This window comes from Mesorhizobium sp. 1B3 (assembly GCF_050958605.1).
Classification (GTDB): domain Bacteria; phylum Pseudomonadota; class Alphaproteobacteria; order Rhizobiales; family Rhizobiaceae.
The window spans coordinates 474,214-495,471 of sequence record NZ_JBJHDO010000005.1 but is presented as its reverse complement, the minus strand read 5'-3'; the positions used below and the strand labels follow the sequence as shown (position 1 = coordinate 495,471).

At 60.8% G+C, this 21,258-nt stretch carries 17 protein-coding genes; 3 read left to right on the top strand and 14 right to left on the bottom strand.

The features are described from left to right. The first annotated feature begins 562 nt into the window (after positions 1-562). Positions 563-2,479, top strand: coding sequence for a LysR family transcriptional regulator (locus ACCO56_RS17045; RefSeq protein ID WP_433641976.1), 1,917 nt, complete (start codon positions 563-565; stop codon positions 2,477-2,479). On the opposite strand, the gene ACCO56_RS17040 is transcribed toward ACCO56_RS17045, so the two are convergent. The 12 genes from ACCO56_RS17040 to ACCO56_RS16985 all read right to left on the bottom strand — a co-directional run bounded on the left by ACCO56_RS17040 (position 2,412) and on the right by ACCO56_RS16985 (position 16,400). Beyond that, entirely contained in the window at positions 2,412-3,443 is a 1,032-nt protein-coding gene (locus ACCO56_RS17040; RefSeq protein WP_433641975.1) for an acyl-CoA dehydrogenase family protein, read from the bottom strand. The genes ACCO56_RS17045 and ACCO56_RS17040 overlap by 68 nt on opposite strands. A gap of 34 nt (positions 3,444-3,477) precedes the next feature. Then, positions 3,478-4,653, bottom strand: a complete 1,176-nt coding sequence (locus ACCO56_RS17035; RefSeq protein ID WP_433641974.1) for an acyl-CoA dehydrogenase family protein — start codon at positions 4,651-4,653, stop codon at positions 3,478-3,480. Positions 4,654-4,688: 35 nt separating this feature from the next. After that, positions 4,689-5,873 (bottom strand): CaiB/BaiF CoA transferase family protein, encoded by a 1,185-nt coding sequence (locus tag ACCO56_RS17030; protein WP_433641973.1) that lies wholly within the window; start codon positions 5,871-5,873, stop codon positions 4,689-4,691. Between the two features lie 35 nt (positions 5,874-5,908). Beyond that, on the bottom strand, positions 5,909-7,213 hold the full coding sequence (locus ACCO56_RS17025) for a TRAP transporter large permease (RefSeq protein ID WP_433641972.1): 1,305 nt from the start codon (positions 7,211-7,213) through the stop codon (positions 5,909-5,911). 4 nt (positions 7,214-7,217) lie between these two features. Continuing rightward, on the bottom strand, positions 7,218-7,760 hold the full coding sequence (locus ACCO56_RS17020) for a TRAP transporter small permease (protein WP_433641971.1): 543 nt from the start codon (positions 7,758-7,760) through the stop codon (positions 7,218-7,220). Between the two features lie 61 nt (positions 7,761-7,821). After that, positions 7,822-8,841 (bottom strand): TRAP transporter substrate-binding protein, encoded by a 1,020-nt coding sequence (locus tag ACCO56_RS17015; protein ID WP_433641970.1) that lies wholly within the window; start codon positions 8,839-8,841, stop codon positions 7,822-7,824. A 186-nt stretch (positions 8,842-9,027) separates the two neighbouring features. Further along, complete coding sequence (locus ACCO56_RS17010; RefSeq protein WP_433641969.1) at positions 9,028-9,603, bottom strand: UbiX family flavin prenyltransferase; 576 nt, start codon at positions 9,601-9,603, stop codon at positions 9,028-9,030. An 18-nt stretch (positions 9,604-9,621) separates the two neighbouring features. Further along, positions 9,622-11,046, bottom strand: coding sequence for a UbiD family decarboxylase (locus tag ACCO56_RS17005; protein WP_433641968.1), 1,425 nt, complete (start codon positions 11,044-11,046; stop codon positions 9,622-9,624). Then, positions 10,997-12,646 (bottom strand): urocanate hydratase, encoded by a 1,650-nt coding sequence (locus tag ACCO56_RS17000; protein ID WP_433641966.1) that lies wholly within the window; start codon positions 12,644-12,646, stop codon positions 10,997-10,999. The genes ACCO56_RS17005 and ACCO56_RS17000 overlap by 50 nt, the downstream gene beginning before the upstream one ends. Before the next feature lie 15 nt (positions 12,647-12,661). After that, positions 12,662-13,747 (bottom strand): DUF917 domain-containing protein, encoded by a 1,086-nt coding sequence (locus tag ACCO56_RS16995; protein ID WP_433641965.1) that lies wholly within the window; start codon positions 13,745-13,747, stop codon positions 12,662-12,664. 11 nt (positions 13,748-13,758) lie between these two features. Then, complete coding sequence (locus tag ACCO56_RS16990; protein WP_433641964.1) at positions 13,759-15,036, bottom strand: Zn-dependent hydrolase; 1,278 nt, start codon at positions 15,034-15,036, stop codon at positions 13,759-13,761. After that, entirely contained in the window at positions 15,033-16,400 is a 1,368-nt protein-coding gene (locus ACCO56_RS16985) for a dihydroorotase (protein ID WP_433641963.1), read from the bottom strand. The genes ACCO56_RS16990 and ACCO56_RS16985 overlap by 4 nt, the downstream gene beginning before the upstream one ends. Positions 16,401-16,641: 241 nt before the next feature. On the opposite strand from ACCO56_RS16985, the gene ACCO56_RS16980 reads away from it, so the two are divergent. Continuing rightward, a complete protein-coding gene (locus ACCO56_RS16980) occupies positions 16,642-18,090 on the top strand; it encodes an aromatic amino acid lyase (RefSeq protein ID WP_433641962.1) in 1,449 nt (482 codons plus the stop codon). A gap of 245 nt (positions 18,091-18,335) precedes the next feature. Here ACCO56_RS16980 and panC read toward each other — a convergent pair whose 3' ends face one another. Further along, complete coding sequence (panC, locus tag ACCO56_RS16975; protein ID WP_433641961.1) at positions 18,336-19,247, bottom strand: pantoate--beta-alanine ligase; 912 nt, start codon at positions 19,245-19,247, stop codon at positions 18,336-18,338. Next, positions 19,244-20,080: a 3-methyl-2-oxobutanoate hydroxymethyltransferase gene (panB, locus tag ACCO56_RS16970; protein ID WP_433641960.1), complete on the bottom strand. Its 837-nt coding sequence runs from the start codon at positions 20,078-20,080 to the stop codon at positions 19,244-19,246. The genes panC and panB overlap by 4 nt, the downstream gene beginning before the upstream one ends. Positions 20,081-20,237: 157 nt before the next feature. On the opposite strand from panB, the gene ACCO56_RS16965 reads away from it, so the two are divergent. Continuing rightward, on the top strand, positions 20,238-21,203 hold the full coding sequence (locus ACCO56_RS16965) for an NUDIX hydrolase (protein ID WP_433642030.1): 966 nt from the start codon (positions 20,238-20,240) through the stop codon (positions 21,201-21,203). Positions 21,204-21,258 lie beyond the last annotated feature (55 nt).

The following is a 21,258-nucleotide window of genomic DNA, read 5'->3' as shown; positions in this document are numbered from 1 at the left end:
TTCGTGCGACCGGTTCGCTAGTTTCGAAAGCCGATGCGAGGCCTATGATCCGTGAGTAGGCTTTCGCCTCTTCCGTAATCAAGTTCTGGATGTTTCATTGGCGCGGGGCCTAGGGCTTCCCAACAACATTGACGCCGATGCGTTCCGCCAGCGCCAGCAGGTCGGACTAGCTTTCGAGGTCCTCAAGAATGCTCCTCGGAGCAGCGGTCGGTGCGAGATCGGCCGCGTGGATTCGATCGCCGAAGAGGACAACGGCGTGGGCACAATCGTCCTGGCGGGAAACCCAACACAAACCTTAATGATCGGGCACTGCGCGTGGATGGTCTCAGGCCACCTCCACGTGCCCACCGGAGAATTCAACGGCTTTGTTGGTAGCGACTATGACTCTTCGGCTCTGTTGGATTATCCTGATCGTAGGTTTGGAAAGAATTCCGCTAATCGCGAAAGCCGAACCGTGACATAAGTCAGCGCGAACTGCCTTCCTTTCCGGTATCGCCGCACTGGTAGCCGCCATATATCGCCCGTAGCCCCTAGGGGGCTCCGGTGCTAAAGCTGGCGCGAGATGGAAACTAGGCAACTTTCATATTTCATACTGGCCTGTCAGCACAAAAACCATGCGCAGGGTGCTGCTCGAGCTGGCCTGTCGGCCTCGGCGCTCAGCGAGAACCTCAACCTGCTGGAACGCGAGCTGGGGTTGACGATGTTTCAGCGCGGCCCTCTCGGTCACTACCCGACCGAAGCGGCGCGTTGGCTGTACCAGGCGGCCGAGCCGATATTGCAGCTCGCGGAAGCAGCGGAAACCGTTTTGAACCTGCCGGAAACGGCATTGATCGAGCAAATAGAGGTATCGTCGCCGCTGCAATTCATGCTGGGGCGGCTATCGCGAGCTGCAAGCCTTGCGGTACGGAAGTTGCGCAAGATCCACCCCGGGGCACTTGCGACCGTCCAGTTCGCTGACAGCGCGTCACGCGGGTTCGAAGAGAGCGCTGTACTGGATTTGCCTGCGCATGGAAAAGCTTCCCCTGGTGGCCGCGTGGTGCTCGATTACGCCGAAAACGGCGGCGATCCGGAAGGCACGCTTCTCTTTCTCGACGAATGGCTGTGCGTCACATCGGCCGAACGTTCCCTTGATGGCCGGCGAACGGTGCCTTTCGAGACATTGCGGACATTGCCTCTTTTTCTGCCGTCTCTGGCACCAGCTCAGCTTCGGCTTGCCCGCGCCTATTGCGCGACACACGACCTTCCCGATCCCATGGTGATTGAAGAGGATGTCGGGACGTTTCCCAGACTGTCGCGCGATGCGGCTCCATTCTGCCTTTTAGCGCCCCAGAGCCTCGTAGCGGGAGGCTTGGCGCGTCTCAATATCGGCTATGCCAGACTTCCCGTAGACCTCGCCAGCAAGGTTGTTGCCCGGATCACCGCAGATCACCCCGCGGCGCGGAGCTATGTTTCGCTCTTGAGGGACATCGTTCAGGATCCGGAGCCGACGGTGCATTACGAGCCAAAGATAACACTGAAGCAGATGCGCTATTTTCTGACTTTGTGCGATCAGTTGAACGTCACGGCGGCGGCACGCAAGCTACATGTCGTGCAGCCGGCGCTTTCCAACCAGTTGCGCAAACTCGAGCTTGTGGTCGGCCGAAAGCTGTTTCATCGGCACCGAACCGGACTAGGGCCGACGCTGGACACCGAAAGGCTTGCCAAATTGTTCACGCCGGCGATTGAACGATCTGATCATATCGCGTTTCAGGCCGCGCATTATGCAGCTTCCCGCCACGAGCGACTGTCGGTCGGCTTCGTCCCCATGATCAACCATGACGGTCCCCTTGTCCGAGCGATCACCGCCGCGCTGGAAGAATGGGGGCGCGCCTATCCTAACGTGAAACTTCAGGTCCAGGAGGCGCCGACGCAGACCCTGCATCGCTGGGTGGAATCAGGCGCGATCAGCTTTGCCCTGGTCGAGGCTCACGTGTCACGCACCTCCCAACTCGATCTCAACACAAGGGACGTGCTGGGTGTTGTTTCGAGTGCGGCCTCTCCACCATTGCCGCCCGGCAACGTCGCGCTGCGCCGGCTGGCGGGAATCCCGCTCGTCCTGCCGGGTGAAGCTTTTGGATTGCGCCAGATCCTCGATCGGGCTGCCGATGAATCCGGCACGCGCCTCACGCCTCAGATGGAGGTCAACTCACTGACGATGATCCTGGCGTTGATCCGTCGCATGCCTTTAGCCACGATACTGCCTCAGCCTTCGGTGCAGCCTTATGTCGACGCCGGGATCTTTCAGTTCAATCCCATCGTCGAGCCTGCCATAAGTCGCCGCTTGTCGATCCTGTTTTCCGCTGCGCGAAGCCTCACCGAGATAGAGCGTAGCCTGATTGCGATCTTCCGCCAGAATCTGGCCACCGCCGGCTTTACGCCCGGTTCAGCGAGCGATAGCGCGTCAGATGACGCTCGGCTGGACCGAACATCAGTTCATTGACCAGAATGCGTTTGACATAGCGTCCGACGGCGCATTCTTCCGTCATGCCGATAGCGCCATGCATCTGGATGGCCTCCTCGCAAATCGCCTTGCCCGACCACAAGGTTTGGATCCAGGCTGCGGCGGCAAGCCTGGGGGCATCCGCCTGTTCCTCGTCGGCGGCCATTGCCGCGGTTATCACGAGTGAGCGTGCTTCATCCAACTTGACCCATAGATCAACGAGCCGAAACTGGAGAGCCTGGAAAGATCCGATCGCACGGCCGAATTGCTTGCGCGTCTTGACATATTCAAGAGTCATATCGAAAAGGGTCTGCATTGCGCCAAGATTTTCCGCTGCAGCGGCAAGCAGTGCGGCATCCCTCGTTGCGCTGAGCATGGTGCGGCCATCGCCCTGGCCATTTATTCGATCACCGGCCGCTAGGGAGATATCGGCCAAACTCATGCGCACGGCCTTGCGTCCGTCAGGCAGTTCTTGAACCTGCGGTTCAACCCCGCGACTGTCGAGAGGGACGAGAAAAATGCCGATCTCGGACGAGCCTTCCACACGCGCCGATATCACCACCGCCTCCGCTTCATCTGCTCCGAGAACAAGGATGCCGGCGCCGTTCAGGCGATAGCCGTCGCCGTCGGCGTGGGCGACCGCCGGTACGTCATCCGTGTGGTGAAGGCAGGCGGCCACGATCCGAAGTTTCCCGGCGATCAACGACGACAGGCGGTCTGCTTGCTCCGAGCAATACGCCAGAAGACCTCCTGCGGTCACTACTGTGGGGATGTATGGTGTCGACAGGAGACCCGCGCCCAAACCTTCCATGATGACCATCGTCCCGACGGCGCCTAACCCAATGCCGCCCGCCGTTTCGGAAAACGGTAAACCGAGCCAGCCGAGCTCGGCCATGTGCGGCCAAAGATCGTTCGGCGCATCGGTATGATCACTGACGAAACGAGTAACACTCTCGGCAAGCATGCGAGTTTCGCTATCGAAAGAATAATCCATCCGACTACCCCAGTCCCAATATTTGCTTGGCGAGTATCATTCTCTGAATCTCGTTGGATCCGCCCCAGATCGAGAGCTTGCGCTGATTGAGATAAGTCGCGATCGCACCGGCAGCCTGGGGGTTTTCGGACGCGGCCAGTCCGTCGAGAAAGGCTTCCGACCAGGAGAGACATGCTCCTCCATGGATATCGATCCGCAACCGCGAGAGCGCCTGTGCAATCTCGGTTCCGCGAATCTTGAGTTTCGAGGCTTCCGGCCCGAGATTATCGCCCGCCATGCTACGGGCCAGCAGCCGGAGCTCCATATATTCGAGCGCCAGCAATTCGACTTCCAGGCGGGTCAGCCGATCGGCTATGAAAACATCCCCTTCACGCCCGAGCGCAACCGCATCCTCCTGAAGCTCCTTAAGGATACGCTTCGAACGAGCGGAACCGGACATGGAGAAGCGCTCATGTTCGAGCAGGAACTTGGCGAATGTCCATCCCTCGCCTTCCCTGCCGATCATGTTTTCGGCCGGCACACGAACATTGTCGAAGAAGACTTCGTTGAATTCGGCGTCGCCATCGAGTGTCCTGATCGGCCGTACTGTGATGCCCGGCGTGCGCATGTCGACGAGCAAAAACGAAATCCCGAGTTGCGGTTTCACGGTGAGATCGGTCTTGACGAGGCAGAACATCCAATCGGCCCAGTTTGCCCAGGTCGTCCAGATCTTCTGACCATTGACCACATAGGTGTCGCCATCGCGCGTGGCCGTCGTTCTCAAGGCGGCGAGATCGGACCCTGCCCCCGACTCCGAATAGCCTTGGCACCAGAAATCCCTGTTTTCGCGGATTCCCGGCAGGAAACGGCTTTTCTGTTCAATCGTGCCGAAGGTGTAAATGACCGGGCCGGCCATCGCGATACCGAACTGGCAGGGATGCGGACACGGCAAAGTGCCGTATTCGCGATCGAACAAGTAGCGTTGGGTCGGTGTCAGCCCTGGCCCCCCGGCTTCCTTAGGCCAGCCGATGGCATACCAGTTCGCAGCCGCGAGGACGTCCTGCCACTGCACATAGTCCTGGCGCGTCAGCCGCTGGTTATAGCGAACCTTATGTGCCAGGGTATCTGGAAGGTTTTCGCTCAAATAGCTGCGGACGGCGCGGGCAAAGGTCTTGTCTTCGTTCGAGAAACGCAGATCCATTCTTCACAATGTCCTGTTGCCTTCGAGGAGCAGGGTCAGATCACTTCTGCCGTTTGCAACGTCGCGATTTCCGCTTGGGTCATGCCCAGCAGTTCCGAAAGGATCGCCGGCCCATCGGCGCCGAGCATCGGCGCCGGGCGCAATGCGCCGCGTTCCTCGCCGTCGATATGCACGGGTTGTTCCGGCAATCTCAGCGTTCCGAGGGACGGGTGCTCGACGCTCGTCATCAGCTTGCGGTGTTCGGCGTGGGTGCTATCGGCAGCCTGGGCGACATCCCAGATCGTGGAAACCGGAATACCCGCGGAACCAAGAAGCTCAACGACATCAGCCCCAGATCTTTTCCGCGACCATGTCTCGATTTCACTGCGCAGCACATCCCGGTTGAGACGGCGCAACGGATCCGAAGAGAACCTTGGGTCTTCTGCCAGCTCAGGGCGGCCGATCGCGACAGCGAAGCGTCGAAACAATGCGTTGTTCGCGATGGCCAGGATGAAGTTTCCATCGGCGGCAGCATACGCCCCGAAAGGTGCCGACAACGGGTGCTGATTACCTTCGCGTCCCGGTGCAGCCTCGGTCACCTGCCATTGAGCAAGCGCGGTCGGCAACAGGGCAAAGAGCGAGTCGAACATCGCCACGTCCAACCTTGCCCCCTTGCCTGTCGTCAGGCGGCGATAGAGCGCCGAAGAGATCGACCACGCAGCGAAAAGGCCGGATACGGTGTCGCCGACGGAATCGCCGACCAACATGGGTTCGCCATCAGGTGAGCCGGTGATGCTCATCAGGCCGGACAACGCCTGCGCGACGACATCGTAGCTTGGAAAACCGGCCAGCGGCCCCGATTGGCCGAAGCCGGAAATGGAGCAATAGATCAGGTCTGGCCGTGATCGGCTGAGCGATTCGTAGTCGATGCCGAGCTTCGATGCGATGCCAGGACGGAAATTTTCGACGACGACATCGCATTGGGCGGCCAGTCGTCTTGCGATCTCACGCCCCTCATCGGTTTTGAGGTCAAGTCTGAGGCTCCGCTTGTTGCGGTTGATCAGTTCGAAACTCACGCTGACACCTTCGCGGAAGGCGCCCATTGATCTCTGGTCGTCTCCCGCAGGAGGCTCGACCTTGATGATGTCGGCCCCCATATCCGCCATAAGGGCCGTGCAGAAGGGGCCGGCCAGGACTCGACTGAAGTCGAGAACCCGGACGCCGGACAGTGGCTTGGTCATCGAAATTTCCTTTGACTGATTTCCACGCCTGGCGGCTAACGCAGCAGGCTCGGTAGCCAGGTTGCCAGTTGTGGGAACAGGACGACGAGAACCAGCGCCACTACATTGGCGATCAGGAACGGCGAGATGCCGCGGAATATGGTTCCGAGCGGAATATCCGGTCGCAGTCCCTTGATGACGAAAACGTTGATGCCCACCGGCGGAGTGATCATGCCGATCTCGATGACCATGACGTTGACAATGCCCCACCAGACGAGGTCATAGCCGAGGCTGTCGACAAGGGGCACGACGAAGGGCAGCGTCAGAACCATGCCGGCCAATGCGTCGAAGACGCAACCGAGAACGATATACATTCCAATCAGAATGAAGATCACCACGAGCGGTGACACTCCCAGCTCGGTCACCCAGGCAGTAAGTGCGCTCGGCATATGCGACAGCGTGACGAAATAGCCGAAGATGTTGGCTCCAATCACGATCAGATAGAGCATCGCAATCGATCCCGCGGACTCGTATAACGTCTTGAAAAAGGACGTGCGGTCCATCGAGCGTCGAACAAGCGCGAAGATCAGCGTCAGGACAAGACCCACAGCAGCACCCTCGTTAACGGTGAAGAAGCCGCTATAGATACCCCCCATGACGACGATAATGATGGCAAGGGCCGCCCAACTGCGCTTAGTTTCCCTCACCCTCTCCGACCAGTCCGACCGCTCCCCCGCACTCGCCAGCTTGGGCTTGATCATGAGTTGGATGCGGATCGCCAAGACGAACAAAAAGACCGAAAGAATGCCCGGTATGATCGCGGCGAGAAAGAGATCGACGATGAATTGCTGAACCTGCACCGCATAGATGACCATGATGATCGACGGAGGGATAAGCGAGCCGAGCGTGCCACCGGCGGCCAGCGTGCCCGCGCATAGTGACAGCGCATAGTGGCGCTTCTCCATCTCTGGCATGGCGATCTTGGTCATCGTCGCAGCCGTCGCGATGGACGAGCCCGAGATCGCGCCGAACCCTGCGCAGCCAAGGACCGTTGCCATGGCCAGACCGCCCTTCCAGTGGCCGATCCACGCATTGGCGACCCGATAAATATCCGCCGAAATGCCAGCGGCCCCGGCGAAACCGCCCATCAACAGAAAGGACATCACGACCGCGAAGTCCTTGTTGGTGAGCATGTTGACCGTTTCGGTGCCGAACAGCGAAAACATGCCGGACGCATCACCGGTCATATAAAGGTAGCCCGCACCGCCGACGGCGGCCATGGCGATGCCGACGGGCACGTGAAGGATAATGACTGCAACGAGGCAGGCCAATCCCAGTATTCCGGTTTCGATCGGACCCATCGTGTTATTCGCCTGTCTCGACTGGAAGGACCTGCTCGTCCGCCAGGGGCTTGTCGTCCAGCGGTCGCAGTGAGAAGAACCGGCGCAGGTAATAGAGGACCTGCGCAAGCTGCACCGGCACGCAGAGGATAAACAGCGCCGTGACCAAGACCCAAACGGGCCACACCGGTATGTAGAGAAGCCAGGTTGTCTGGCCAGTGGCGTATATATCTGCCGTATAGCGGACGAGTTGGTAAGCGATGATCGACAGGACGGCCAGCATGATGCTGTGGCCGATGAGATCGAGGCCTTCGCGCACCCGCCAATGCGCCAACCCGGCGAAGCGCACCGCCACATGCTGGTTGTTTGCGAGCGAGGCGGGAAAGCAGGCGGCGGCGGCAATCACGACGATGAGGTCGGCGATATCGCTGAAACCGGAGATCGGCGAAGAGAAGAGCTCGCGCCCGGCAATGTCAGCCATCATGACGATAGAGAGAAGCACCAGTGCAGCAAGGCCAAGGGTCGCCACGGATCGGGATGACCGGCGTATGTATTCGAGGAAAGCCATTTCGCAGGTCCAAGACTCAAGGAACAGGCGGCTTCAGCCGGGCCGAAGCCGCCGTTTGCCGTTACTTCGAAGCGCGCACGGCGTCGCGGGCTGCGATCATCTGCTGGTAGAGATTGGACTCGCCCTCGCCCGTATCCCAGCGATCCTTGATCGACGACAGCTTCTCTGAGAGGCTCTTCACGTCCTCGTCGGTGAACTCGACGATGTGGTGCTTCTCGTCTTCCTTAAGTTTGGCGAGTGTCTCTTCATTCTGCTTGTCGAGATTTTCCGCAAGCACGGTGGTGAACCATTGGCCCCGGACTTTGTCGAACGCGGCCTTCGCCTTTTCCGGGAGGCTCTCGTACTTGGCCTTGTTCATCGGGAACATGACGGCGACGTTGCCGAGAGGAACATTGACGACGTGATAATAGGCGGCATCGGCGATGCGGAAGTTATAGAGATTGCCCATGTCCATCAGCGTTCCGCCGATAACGCCGCGCGAGATGTTCTCGGCGATCTGCGGCGCCGGCATGCCGCCCACCGCGACGCCCCCGAGGCCCTGGACGACCGCTCCCTGCACCGCGCCGCCTGCACGCAGCTTCATGCCGGCAAGATCGTCCGGCTTGGTCACTTCCTTGGACGTGTGAACGAAATATGGACCGACCTCGGCAATACCCACCAGTTCGAGGTTATCGAACCCGGTCAGCAAGCCCTTTTCGTAAAGGGTCCAGGCGGTGAGACTTGCCTCGAGCGTTGATTCGAACACGAACGGAACCTCGAACATTTCAAGTTCCTTGAACCGGCCCGGCGTATAGGATGCGACCACCTCCGCGATGTCGACCACGCCGTCCTCGACCAGTTTCAACTGCGTAGTCGGGTTGGGGCCAAGCGTCCCGCCCGGATAGTGTTCGATCTTGAGCGTGCCCTCCGACGCCTCCTCGATAGCCTTGATGAAGGCCGGAACCGTTATCGAATTGGTCTTGCTTTGCGGCGGAAAGGCACTCGCGAATTTGAGCACGACCGTCTCCTGCGCAAAGGCGGCACCTGCCAGGCAGGTACCGAATACGAAGGCTGTCGCCGCAACCAAATTGCCAATCATCATGAATCTCCCATATTGGTCCCCGGCGGCGGCATCGACCGTTTGTTTTCCGGGGGTATCCTTGAACCCCTGTGTGCCAAGTGCCGCAAATGGCACTTGGGTCATCCAAGACTATCCGCCTTGTTCCGGCGTCATAAGAAATAGATTTTCAAGAACTGGCCAATCGCTAAAGGCGAAGCGGGCCTTGTTTCAGAGCTCGGCCTCCTCCTTCCAACGCTTCACCCGTCCGGTATCGACATCGAAAAGGTCAAGCGCACGGCCTATCGTGTGGTCGACGATCTCATCCACGCTTTTCGGCTTGGGATAGAACGCCGGGACCGGCGGCATGACGATAGCTCCCATTTCCGTCACGGCGACCATGTTGCGGCAATGGCCCAGGTGCAAAGGGGTCTCACGGAAAAGAAGGACGAGCCGCCTTCGCTCTTTCAGTGTCACGTCAGCGGCGCGCGAGACAAGCGTGCCGCAGGCGCCCGAAGCTATTTCGCCGAGGGTCTTGGCCGAGCATGGGGCGACAATCATGCCGGCGGTTCGAAACGAGCCGCTCGATATTGCTGCCGCGACATCGTCATTGGCGTGGACGTGATCTGCAAGAGCATGGACGTCCCTCAGTTTCATGTCGCTCTCATGGGCGAGAGCCACAACGGCTGATCGCGACATGACAAGATGCGTTTCGAAATCGAATTCGCGCAGGGTTTGCAGGAGCCGTATCCCGTAGGGATGCCCGGAAGCTCCGGTTATCGCGACGATGAAACGTTGTCTCGGCACGGCATCCTCCACTCGGCTTCAATAGAGTTCCAGATCCCGTCTGATGCGGTCGTAGACCTCGGGTGGCGGCCTTGCGAATTCGGAGCGCCCGCCGGGTTCCCCGTCACCGGGCCGGGTGGTGGCGACCATGCCGATCTTGGTGACGACGAGGTCTTCGTGTACGGGATCACAACGATCGGCCTTGACGCCCGGCAGCACGATAAGATCCTCGTGGCCGCGGAAGCGGGCGGCCAAAGACCATTCCACCTGGCGTGGGTCTTCGGGATCGACATCATCGTCTACCACGATTACCAGCTTCAGAAGGTTGACGAGCCCCATGGCAAGAAGGATTGCTCGCTTGCCCTCGCCAAGTCTCGGTCGATGCATGACGATGACCGCGTGGAGCCGCCCCATCCCACCATCTGTTACCAGAACACGTCGGACAGCCGGGATCGAGCGCTGGAGATCGCGCGTGAGCGTGGTTCCGATGGCGACCGCTCCGAGCAAGCAATGTTCGGCCGCGTAGCCGGGGAGGATGGCTTGGTAGATCGCGTCAGCGCGATGCGTGACACAGTCGATCTCGACCCCGATCCCCGGCCCATAATAGACATAGAAGCCGGGAAACTCCGAAACGGCGTTTTCCTCTATCAGGTCGTCCGGCCGGAGCCGCCCTTCGAGCACGATCTCCGCGTGCGCTGGAACCTCGAGGCCAACGGTCCGGCACTTGACGAGTTCGACCGGCTCGCCGAGCAATCCGCCGGCTATGTCGAATTCGTCGTCCCCAAGTTCGACATACATCTGCGAGCCAAGCAGAACGGCGGCATGATTGCCGATAACCACCGCGATTTCGAGATCGTGACCGCGCTGGCGCGCTTTCTCGGCGATGATTGCCAAGTGGTGGTTCTTGGCTATGCCCGCCATGAGACGGTTTCCGCCTTCAAGCCGCAACCGTGCGATCGATACGTTTCGACGGCCGGTCTCAGGATCCTTGGCCACGATGACGCCGGCCGTGACATAAGGCGCGGCTTCACGTTCGAACCAGTGCGGCACAGGCAGCAAAGTGTCGACCTCGATTGCATCCGAGTGCACGACTTCCTGAACCGGCGCGTCCGTGACCATCGTCGGCTTCACGGGGTTGCGCAGCGCGGCGAGGTAGAACCTGTCAAGGTCCTTCCTTGGAACGCCAAGGGCTCGGGCAAAGCGGCCGCGACTGTTGAACAGATTCGCGACGACCGGCATGGCGTGACCGGTGACGTTTTCAAAAAGCTGGGCAGGGCCGCGTTCGCGCAGCGACAAGACCGAAGCGATCTCGAAACGCGGATCGATGGCGCGCTGGACTCGATGCAGTTCGCCGTCAGCCTCGAGCGCGGACAGAAAACCTCGCGTGCTCTGGTCTTTCATGCGACACGACCCTTCATTGCGCCGGTAACCGGAAGTGCCGAATCCCGCTGTTCTCAGCTTCATCGAACGACTCCTCGTAGCCCGCGTCGGCATAGCGCATCACGCCGGTGGAGGTGTCGTTGGTCAATGTAAGCTCGAGGCGTTCGTCAGCCTCCGTGGAGCCGTCGGCAATCAGCGTCACACCGGAACTCGTCATATAGCCGGAGTAGCCGCCTCCTCCCGAGTGAATCGCCACGAGATCTGCTTGCGAAGCGCAGTTGACGAGCGCGTTGAGAAGCGGCCAGTCGGCGATCGCGTCTGAACCATCCTTCATGTTTTCGGTCATGATGTTGGGATGCGCCATGGCGCCGGCATCCAGATGGTCGCGTGTGAAGGCGACCGGTCCCGAGAGAATGCCCTCACGCACCATGCGGTTTACGGCAAGGCCAAGCTCGGTACGCTCGCCATGGCCGAGCCAGGCAATGCGCGCCGGCATGCCCTCGAACGGAATGTGCTCACGGGCAAGCTTGATCCAGTTCGTGACGATCCTGTTGCTGGAAAAGTGTTCGAGCAAGAAATCGTCGATCTTACGAATATCGCCGGCGTCGTTCGACAGCGCGATCCAACGGAATGGACCGATTGCGCGGGCGAAAAGCGGCCGCAGGAATGCTTCGGTGAAGACCGGAATGTCGAATGCGTTTGCGACGCCGCCATTCTTCGCCTGGGTACGAATAAGATTGCCATTGTCGAAAACGACAGAGCCGGCCTTCTGAAAACCAAGCATCGACTCGACATGCTTTACGATCGAGCGCGTCGATTCTTTCATTAGCCGTTCGGGCGCTTCCTTGCGCAGCCGGCGGACCTCATCCAGAGAGAGGTCGGTCGGCACATAGCCATAGACAAGATCGTGCGCCGAAGTCTGGTCGGTGACCACGTCGGGGATGATGCCGCGCGCCAGGATCTGCGGATAGATGTCGGCCGCGTTGCCGCACAGGCCTACCGAGAGCGCCTTCTTCTCGGCCTGAGCCTGCCGGATCATGTCGAGGGCCTCGTCGAGCGAGCTGGCTTTCGCGTGCAGGTAGCCGACCTGCAGGCGCTTCTCGATGCGCTTCTCGTCGACTTCGACGCAAAGAATAGCAGCACCCGCCATGGCACCGGCAAGTGGCTGCGCGCCGCCCATGCCGCCAAGCCCGGCGGTAAGCACGAAACGCCCGGCAAGATCGCCGCCGAACCGCTGCTCGGCTATACGCATGAAGATTTCGTAGGTGCCCTGGATAACCCCCTGCGATCCGATATATTGCCAGTCACCCGCCGTCAGGCCGCCCCAGCAGATCAGATTCTGCTTTTCCCACGCATAGAAGTTTTCCGCCTTGGCCCATTGACCGACCATGTTGCAGTTGGCCATCAGAACGACAGGAGCCTTGGCATGTGTGCGCACGATGCCGATGGGCTTGCCGGATTGCACGATCAGCGTCTCGCCGTCGTTCATCGTTTTCAACGATTGCACAATCTGGTCATGCGAGGGCCAATCCCGTGCCGCGCGGCCAAGGGCGGCATAGACGATCAGATTGTCCGGGTCTTCGCCGACGGCGAGCACGTTTTCGAGAAGGCGAAGCAGGCCCTCCTGGCGCCAGCCCTTGCAGCGCAGATTGGATCCCGAAGTGACAGTAAAGGACCGTTTCATGAATGAGCCAAGCCTTCAGCCAAGGGCGTAGTCGGTGAGATTGATGCCGAGCGCCTTCTCGACGCTCGGATAGACGGAAGGATCAGAGGCGCTCGAAGACAGCGGGATGACGTCCTTGGCTATACGCAGCACCAGCAACTCCATGCCTTCGCTGATCTCGCCGACGCTCATCGGCACACCGCTGGGATCAAGCGTAGTGATGACATCCGGATAGGACGCGATACGCTCGCCTTCACGCTCGACCGCCATGTATTCATTCATGACGTGGAGGACGCAGGCATCCTTGCCGGTGCCGATTGTCAGTGTGCCCACGTCGAAGGCCTCGTTGGTATAGGCGACCGCCTTCCTCGCCACCAAACCGTGGCCGATGATCTGTCCCTTGGTTTCCCTACAGATGGCATCAATGACTGCCTTGCCGCCTTTTGCTTCCGCGGCAAGAATTGCTTCCCCTAACGCCAGCGCCATGCTGATGCCGCCAAGCGCTGCATGTTTCCTGACGTAAGAAGCACGAACCGGATTGCGACATGACGCGATGAAGCCGCCGGACATATCCGAAGCGGTGCGCAGGATCGGGGAAACCTTACCTGTGGCGCCGCGCACGACGAGTTCGATATAGGCGTTCTTGGAGCGATTGCCGCCGACAGCCGATTGGATCATCGGCTCTGGTGAATTGGCAAGGCCGATGGAACCCATATCCCCGGTCGGATGCGCCCGGATATCGCCTACGGCATCTATGACCTTGGTGCCGAGAAGCGCACCGGGGAGCCAGCCATTAAGCGTGCTCGACTTACCGTTCTGGCCAATCATCAGCCCGTATATCGGAGCTCCGAGTTCCTCCTGCACAAGTTGCACCGCCTTGACGTAGTCGACCCCCAGCATCTGCCATTCGGTCGTGCTTGCCGGCGCCCCGATCGCAGCGGCGGTTGCGATCCACGCATCATCCGGCACCTCGTCCATGGAAACCAGCTCCGGCTCGCCGGCGTTGACTGCCGCCGTCCCGAGCATGCGACCGTGGTCGGCCCATCCGCCGCCGCCAGCCGCGAACACAGCGCCACCTTTGACCGCGGCCTCGACATCGCTCGCGCGAAGAATGCGCCCCATGATGAATACTCCTAATCTTTTTCCATTTCGGCGGCAGCTGCGTCAAACCGCAGGACCGCTTCGTAGATGGTGGCCGCTCCGGCCGCGATTGCGTCAGGCTCTGCCCATTCCTCCGGCGTATGACTACGGCCGTCACGGCACGGAACGAACACCATGGCACTCGGCGCGAAGCGAGCGATGAATGCCGCATCATGACCTGCGCCTGAAGCCATGGCGAGGGTCGAGAAACCGAGATCGCCGGCGCTTTGCGTCAAGATTTCACGCAGGCGTGGATCGAAACCGGAGGGCTTGGCATCTGACAGGAGATTCCAACTTTTTCGTTCGACCCTGCAGGCCCTGGCGATCAGCTTGGTCCTGTCATCCAGTTCAGCAATGAAATCATGCACGAGCGCGTGGTCCTCGCCCCGAATGTCGACGATGACGCGCGCGGCGCCCGGCACGACATTCGATGCATTTGGAAAAAGCTCGACCACACCTGTTGTGGCCACGAAGTGGCCCCGACCGGCGGCGGCATAGAGCTTTGCCTGCTCGGATGCGACGGCGATCGCCTGGGCGGCTGCAACACCAGCATCCCGCCGAAGGTCCATTGGCGTCGTTCCGGCATGATCGGCACGCCCCTCGAAGCTCATCTCCACCCGCGCGATCCCGACGATCCCTGTGACGATGCCGAGGTCGATCCCTCGGCTTTCCAGAACGACCCCCTGTTCGATATGCAGTTCGAAATAGGCAGCTATATCCTGTCGGCGCGCGGTCTGGAGCCGGGCAACGTTGCCGCCTACGCGGTCGATGGCGTCCCCAAGGCGCTCGCCCACGCCATCGCGGTAGTCGAGCATCTCTGAGGAAAGAACACCCGCCAAGGCGCGGCTGCCAATGCAGGAAAGTCCGTGCTCGCTGGGTTCCTCGGCGAGGAAATCAACCACCTCGATTGCGTGCCGGAGTGTTTTTCCTGCGTCGCGCAGGGAACGCAGCACCTCCAGAGCCGTCAGGACGCCGGCAATGCCATCAAAGCGGCCGCCGGCTGGAACGGTGTCCGAATGCGAGCCCATCACAATGGCTCCGGCCGAGGGGTCGCTTCCTTCCATGCGGCCAATCATGTTGCCGCCGGCGTCTAGCCGAACGGCAAGGCCGGCCTCTTCGAACCGATGCTTCAGCCACTCGCGGCCTTCCAGAAAAAGCGCTGAAAAGGATCGACGCGTATATGGCTTTCCCGGATCGGTGATCTCGGCCAGCGCCATCAGGTCGGCCCACAGGCGGGCGCCATCTATCGGTAGGTTCGATTGTAGCTTCATCGCGGTGCCATAACCGCTGGCCTTACAAAACGCCCGTGACCCGGCTCCGACACAACGTTGGCACCGTCGAACACCAATTCTCCGCGTAAGAAGGTAGCGATGGGCCGGTACGGCAATTCGATGCCCTCATACGGACTCCAGCCGACGAAGTTGTTGCCGCTCGCCGAGGCATCGTAGCGGCGCGGGTCGTGCGCCATAACGACGATGTCGGCGTCACGCCCAAGCTCGAGCGCGCCCTTGCGGTGGCCGATACGGAACAGCCGTGCCGGGTTGGCTGCGAGAAGCCGGGCAGCCCAGACTGGGCTCAGTCCCCGTTCCAGAAGCCCCTTGAGAAGCAGGGTATAGAGCACTTCGAGCCCTGGCACGCCTGACGAGTTCTTGAGCATTGCGGGATCACTCTTGCGATCTTCCGACCAGCTGACGTGGTCGGTCGAAACGACGGTGACATTGCCAGCCGCAAGATGCCGCCACAAGGACTCGACCTCCTTGCGCGGCCGGATCGGAGGATTGATCTTCGCCTTGCCGCCGAGGCGCGCGACATCGTTTTCCTCGTCGAGCACCAGATAGTGCACACAGGCTTCTATCGTTGTGTCATGCCCTTGCACACGATAGGCGCTGCAAAGTTCGTAACCGCGGCTGATCGAGCAATGCACGATGTGGCTGGAACAGCCAGTCGCCGCCCCTATCTCGTAGACTTCCGCCGTGGCCAGGGCCTCTGCGATGGGGGGGCGCGACAGTCCATGCGCGCGATAGTCGGTGATGCCCGATCGGGCGACCTCGGCTTCGGCGGCGCGCACCGTCTCGTCGTCCTCATTGTGGGCGCCCGCGATCAGCCCATGTCGGGCGATCTCGGTGAAACAGGCATGTAGGATCTGCGGCGGAATGCGCGGAAATCGTTCAGGGTGCGTGCCGAAGGTGGAGAACTTAAAGCCCGCCGCGCCCGCCGCGACCATCTCCGCGATATATTTCGGCCCGTCTTTCGGGTGCACCGTTCCGTAGAGGGCAAAATCGACGCGCGCCTGCTCGCCGGCTTCTTCGGCCTTGCGGGCCAGCCGCTCGCCGGTGCAGATCAGGTTTCCGTCGTCATAAGGCATGTCGACAATCGTGGTCACTCCACCAGCGGCAGCCGACCGGGTTGACCATATGAAGTCTTCCTGCCCGCGCTGAGAGCGCGAATGCACCTGCGCATCTATCGCCCCTGGCAGCACAAACGCTTTGCCGAAATCATGGTGTTGACGCCCGGCAGGCGGCGAGCCTTCGCCGATCCGTTCGATCACCCCTGCGCGAACGGCAACATAGCCTCGCTCACGCACCCTATCGGTTCCGACAACACGGCCAGTGATTACAAGATCAAAATCGCTCATCGAGGCTCCTCATACTGCCAAGATCAACGAAACAGTCCGTCCGAGAAAATCATTTTCGCCGAAGCTTGCGATAACGGACCGCGAAGTCTGGATCAGCCTTGACGATATGGTTCGGCTGCCCGAACATGCTCGAGAAGATTTCGAACCCTCCCTTGCTTTCGCTGCATTCTCGCATTGTGCCGCGACTTTCAGGATTGTGGATTTCACGCGCGTTCCACCACATTCAGCGACAGGATGACCCATGGCAGTCACGCTGACGACCAGAACGGACATCAACCTCGATTCGGTTTTTCGTGTCGCCTGGAACAGGGAAAGCGTCACGATCAGTCAGCAGGCTCTAAACCGCATCGCGGACTGCCGGGCAACCTTCCTGCAGCTGATCGACAGCGACGCCGATCTTGTCATCTATGGGGTGACGACGGCGATGGGCGAACTGGCACGCCAGAAGCTCGCCAGGAATGAGCGAGACCGGCATGCTCGCATCAAGGCATTCGCCGCCGCTACCTCGTTCGGAGACCCCTATCCGGAACGGGTGGTGCGGGGGATGGTCTTGGCACGTCTTGCAAATTTCTTGGAGGGCCATGCAGCGACAACACCGAGGATCGCGCTTGCGGTCGCTGACATGCTGGACGGAAGACCGATGCCTCTCGTAGCTTCCTCCGGGCAAGGAGGCGCGGGCGAAATCCTCGCACTTTATCCGCTCTTCGCGGACCTCTCATCCAGATTCGATCTGGAGGTCAAGGAGCGCGGATCTTTGATCAATGGTTCGCCATGTGCCGCCGCCCTTGTCGCCGACTCGGCCCTGGGGGCACGTCGGCGTATTCATGTGGCCGAGAAGGTGTTTGCCCTGTCTATCGAGGCTTTCCGTGCTCCGCTGGAGCATTACGACGCGGCACTCGACGCCCTATGGAACGACGAGCACGAGGCGACTGCCCTGAGAGCCCTGCGCCAACTGCTGGTCGGAGCAGGAAACGCGCGGCGCAACTACCAGGCGCCAGTCAGCTACCGGGTGGTGCCGAAAGTTCTCGGTCAAGCTCATCGCGCGCGCGCCGCGGCCGAGCGCGCCGCGACCGTCTCGCTCGCATCCGCATCCGACAATCCGGTTTACATTCCACCAGACGAGGCCCATCCCCTTGGACGCTGCATAAGCACCGGTGGTTATCACAATGCGATGGCTGCGCCCGCTCTCGACGATCTGGCTGCGATCTGGGCGGATATCAGTCTCCTATGCGACCGCCATGGTTCGAAACTCCTTAACGGCAACATATCGCATCTGCCTGACCTGCTTATGACCAACCGCCATGCGAGCGACAGCGACGGTCACGGCAATGTCGGCTATGTGCCGATGGCGATCACCGGATATCTCGAGCAAGCCAAGCTCTTCGCTCAACCGACATTAATTCCCGGTACGGAGTCCGCAGGCGCGGGCCAGGATGATATCGCTGCAACGGCATTCCTGGCGTGGTCCAAGGAGGAGCGGGCCGGACGCTGCGCGGATGCGGCGCTGGCGATGCTGGCAATGCTGGCTTCGCAGGCTCTTTACGTGACCGACCAGGAAGCCCCACCGGCACTTCGCTCATTCGTGGCGGAAATCCGCGACATTGTCCCACCTGTCGAGGACGATCGTGTGCTCGGTCCCGAGCTTGCCAGCCTGGCCGAATGGGTGACCGCTCAGGTGTTTCCGATATAGCAGTTGCTCATGTGAGGGGATCGCCTGCAGTGCATGAGTACCGCTCGCGCGTGGTTTTCACGATGTCCGCGAGGCCGTCACTTCCGGCGGCTTTCTCGGTGCATCACCTATTCGACGATGACGCGCCGGGCGCTCCAAATGCGCACCGAGTTTCCTCCGGGATAAGCCCCCCAAGGTCCAGCCGCTCGCCTCCTGGAAGCATCGATTGCGGGTTGCCGATCGCCTAGCCCGATCTTGCTCCATGGTCAGATCGTGGCATCGGTCACACTCAACTTGGTCCGCTCTCCCGGCGCATTGTCGATGCTGGTCCTCGACAGAACTTTGACATTGTCGATCAGGCGTGTCTCCCCCAGCCAGGCGGCCACCAGAAGGCGCGCGGGGCGGTCGAGTTCGTGCATCGGCGCCAGATCCTCGTCCGCTCGCATCTCGAGATACTCCACTCGCGAATAGCCGGCCTCGATAATGGCCGACCAGGCCCCCGCCAGCACCTCGTCGACAGGCACGCCTCCGGCGATCCTCTCCGCCGCATTGAACAGGGCGGAGGCAAGCTTTGGGGCCACCTCACGTTCCCTGGGCGAGAGCCGCACGTTGCGTGATGACAGGGCCAAGCCGTCGAGCTCGCGCACGGTTGGACAGGGGACAATATCGATGGGAATATCAAGATCCTTCGCCATGCGCCGCACGATATGCAACTGCTGGAAATCCTTCTCGCCGAAGAAGGCGAGATCCGCGCCTGTCTGCAAAAGCAGTTTCGCAACGACCGTCGCAACCCCGTCGAAATGGCCGCGGCGGAAGGCCCCGCAGAGCCCGTCGCTGACGCCGCTCACCGTTACGGTGGTGGCAAAACCATTCGGGTACATCTCATGGACATCAGGCGCGTAGAGCAAATGTGCGCCGAGCGGCGCAAGCTTGCCCGCATCGGCCTCTTCCGTACGCGGATAGGCGGCAAGATCGCCGGCGTTGTTGAACTGCTTCGGATTGACGAACAGCGTAACGATCACCCGATCCGCCTTTTCCAGCGCCGCACGAACGAGGCTCAGATGCCCCTCATGCAATGCGCCCATGGTGGGTATCACCGCGATCCGCGAGCCCTCCCGGCGCCAATCGGCAACATTTGCCCGAAGCTCGGCAACGGTTCTGACAATCGGTACGCTCATGCCCTTTCTCCGGTTTTAGGCGCATCGCCGAAGACGTGCTCCGCGGCGGGGAAACGCCGCTCTCGGACCTCGTCTGCGTAGGCTGCGATCGCCGCCTCGGCGGCATCGCCAAGATCGGCGTAGCGTTTCACGAATTTCGGCTTGAAGGCGGTGAACACCCCAAGCATGTCGTCCGCCACCAGGATCTGACCGTCGCAGGCAGGCGATGCGCCAATCCCGATTGTCGGTATCGCGATCTCGCTGGTGATTTGCCTGGCAAGCTCTTCCGGCACTTTTTCGAGCACCACCGAGAAGGCGCCAGCCGCCGAAACCGCGGCCGCGTCGCGCCTGATCCGTTCCGCTCCTTCGCCACGTCCCTGTACACGGTAGCCGCCGAACGTGTTCACTGCCTGGGGTGTCAGGCCGATATGAGCCATGACGGGCACGCCACGAGCGGTGAGAAACTCTATGGTCGGGGCCATGCCCTCGCCGCCTTCCAGCTTGACCGCCGCACAGCCCGTCTCGGCCATCAGTCGCGCCGCATTGCGGAAGGCCTGCGCCGGTCCCTCCTCATACGAGCCGAACGGCATGTCGACGACCATCAGAGCGCGCTCCAGGCCGCGACGCACCGCTTGTCCGTGCATGATCATCATGTCGAGAGTGACGCCAAGCGTCGAAGGCAAACCGTGAAGCACCATACCGACACTGTCGCCGACAAGCACCACGTCGCAATGCCGGTCGACGATTTTCGCGATCGGCGTCGTGTAGGCGGTGAGGCACACCAGTGGCGCACCGCCCTTCCGCGCGGCGACGTCCGGTGGCGTGATGGCTTTCGTTTCGCCGGTCGCGCTCATGGCACTTTCCTCCCTCGGTCCCTCGGGTAGAAGCCGTTTGGCACAATTTTGTGCAGTTGCGAAGAATTAATTGCCGCATGCGATAGACGTTGACGTGCTGGCAGGCAAAGGCGACGTTCTAGCGATCATCGGCGAGTTGGCCGAAAGCTTTCAAAATATGCGGGATCAGGTGACAGGAAGCAGGAAAGCAAGAGCAGCGGGGAAGGTCCATGAAGTAAACGTGGATCTTATCGCGGTGGTCGTTGCCGTGAGGGATCAAGGCCCGAGTGTTCTCACCGTCGGGCAGACCGATGCACTCCCTTCGGGCCCGTTCGAACACGGCCACCGTTCGCTGCAGTCAGGCCTGCGGGCATGGGTGGAACATCAAACCGGCCATCCGCTCGGCTATATCGAGCAGCTCTACACTTTCGCCGACCGCGACAGGATCGGCGACGAGCGCGAACAGCGCGTGATCTCGATCAGCTACCTGGCACTCACCCGCGAAGAGCATGCAAATCCGTCCAGGCGTCGCTGGCGGAGCTGGTATGATTACTTTCCCTGGGAGGACCGACGCGCAGGCAATCCCCTTGTGACGTCCGATATTCTTGAGCCACGCCTGCTGGCTTGGGCGGACGAGGCCGACGCACAGGCGACGCGACGCGAACGTCGGCAGCGCGCAGCGATTGCCTTCGGCCTGGACGGCCGCGACTGGAACGAGGAGCTCACGCTGCAGCGCTATGAGCTTCTGTATGAAGCCGCCCTGATCGAGGAGGCGGCGCGCGGACGCGATACCAACTCATCCTCACAGGTGCCCGGAACGGCCATGATCGCCGACCACCGCCGCATCCTGGCGACGGGGATTGCCCGGCTGCGTTCCAAGATCAAATACCGACCGGTCGTGTTCGAGCTGATGCCACCGGTTTTCACGCTTCTGCAATTGCAGCGCACGGTCGAGGCGCTCGCGGGAAGGCTGGTCCACAAGCAGAACTTCCGGCGCCTCATCGAGCAGCAAGACCTTGTCGAGGAGACCGGTGAGACCACCGGCGATACCGGCGGCCGGCCCGCAAAGCTGTTCCGCTTCCGCCACGCCGTTCTCGACGAACGCGCGGCCGCAGGGACGAAATTACCGCTCGTTCGGGCTTGACATTAGTTATACTCAGAATAAGCATATGCTGGTTATACTCTAACGGAGCATAAAC

Coding starts and splice junctions, on each gene's coding strand:
- ACCO56_RS17045 (WP_433641976.1), top strand. CDS start 563: ATGGAAACTAGGCAACTTTCATATTTCATACTGGCCTGTCAGCACAAA.
- ACCO56_RS17040 (WP_433641975.1), bottom strand. CDS start 3,443: ATGCTTGCCGAGAGTGTTACTCGTTTCGTCAGTGATCATACCGATGCG.
- ACCO56_RS17035 (WP_433641974.1), bottom strand. CDS start 4,653: ATGGATCTGCGTTTCTCGAACGAAGACAAGACCTTTGCCCGCGCCGTC.
- ACCO56_RS17030 (WP_433641973.1), bottom strand. CDS start 5,873: ATGACCAAGCCACTGTCCGGCGTCCGGGTTCTCGACTTCAGTCGAGTC.
- ACCO56_RS17025 (WP_433641972.1), bottom strand. CDS start 7,213: ATGGGTCCGATCGAAACCGGAATACTGGGATTGGCCTGCCTCGTTGCA.
- ACCO56_RS17020 (WP_433641971.1), bottom strand. CDS start 7,760: ATGGCTTTCCTCGAATACATACGCCGGTCATCCCGATCCGTGGCGACC.
- ACCO56_RS17015 (WP_433641970.1), bottom strand. CDS start 8,841: ATGATGATTGGCAATTTGGTTGCGGCGACAGCCTTCGTATTCGGTACC.
- ACCO56_RS17005 (WP_433641968.1), bottom strand. CDS start 11,046: ATGAAGCTGAGAACAGCGGGATTCGGCACTTCCGGTTACCGGCGCAAT.
- ACCO56_RS17000 (WP_433641966.1), bottom strand. CDS start 12,646: ATGAAACGGTCCTTTACTGTCACTTCGGGATCCAATCTGCGCTGCAAG.
- ACCO56_RS16995 (WP_433641965.1), bottom strand. CDS start 13,747: ATGGGGCGCATTCTTCGCGCGAGCGATGTCGAGGCCGCGGTCAAAGGT.
- ACCO56_RS16990 (WP_433641964.1), bottom strand. CDS start 15,036: ATGAAGCTACAATCGAACCTACCGATAGATGGCGCCCGCCTGTGGGCC.
- ACCO56_RS16985 (WP_433641963.1), bottom strand. CDS start 16,400: ATGAGCGATTTTGATCTTGTAATCACTGGCCGTGTTGTCGGAACCGAT.
- ACCO56_RS16980 (WP_433641962.1), top strand. CDS start 16,642: ATGGCAGTCACGCTGACGACCAGAACGGACATCAACCTCGATTCGGTT.
- panC (WP_433641961.1), bottom strand. CDS start 19,247: ATGAGCGTACCGATTGTCAGAACCGTTGCCGAGCTTCGGGCAAATGTT.
- panB (WP_433641960.1), bottom strand. CDS start 20,080: ATGAGCGCGACCGGCGAAACGAAAGCCATCACGCCACCGGACGTCGCC.
- ACCO56_RS16965 (WP_433642030.1), top strand. CDS start 20,238: ATGCGGGATCAGGTGACAGGAAGCAGGAAAGCAAGAGCAGCGGGGAAG.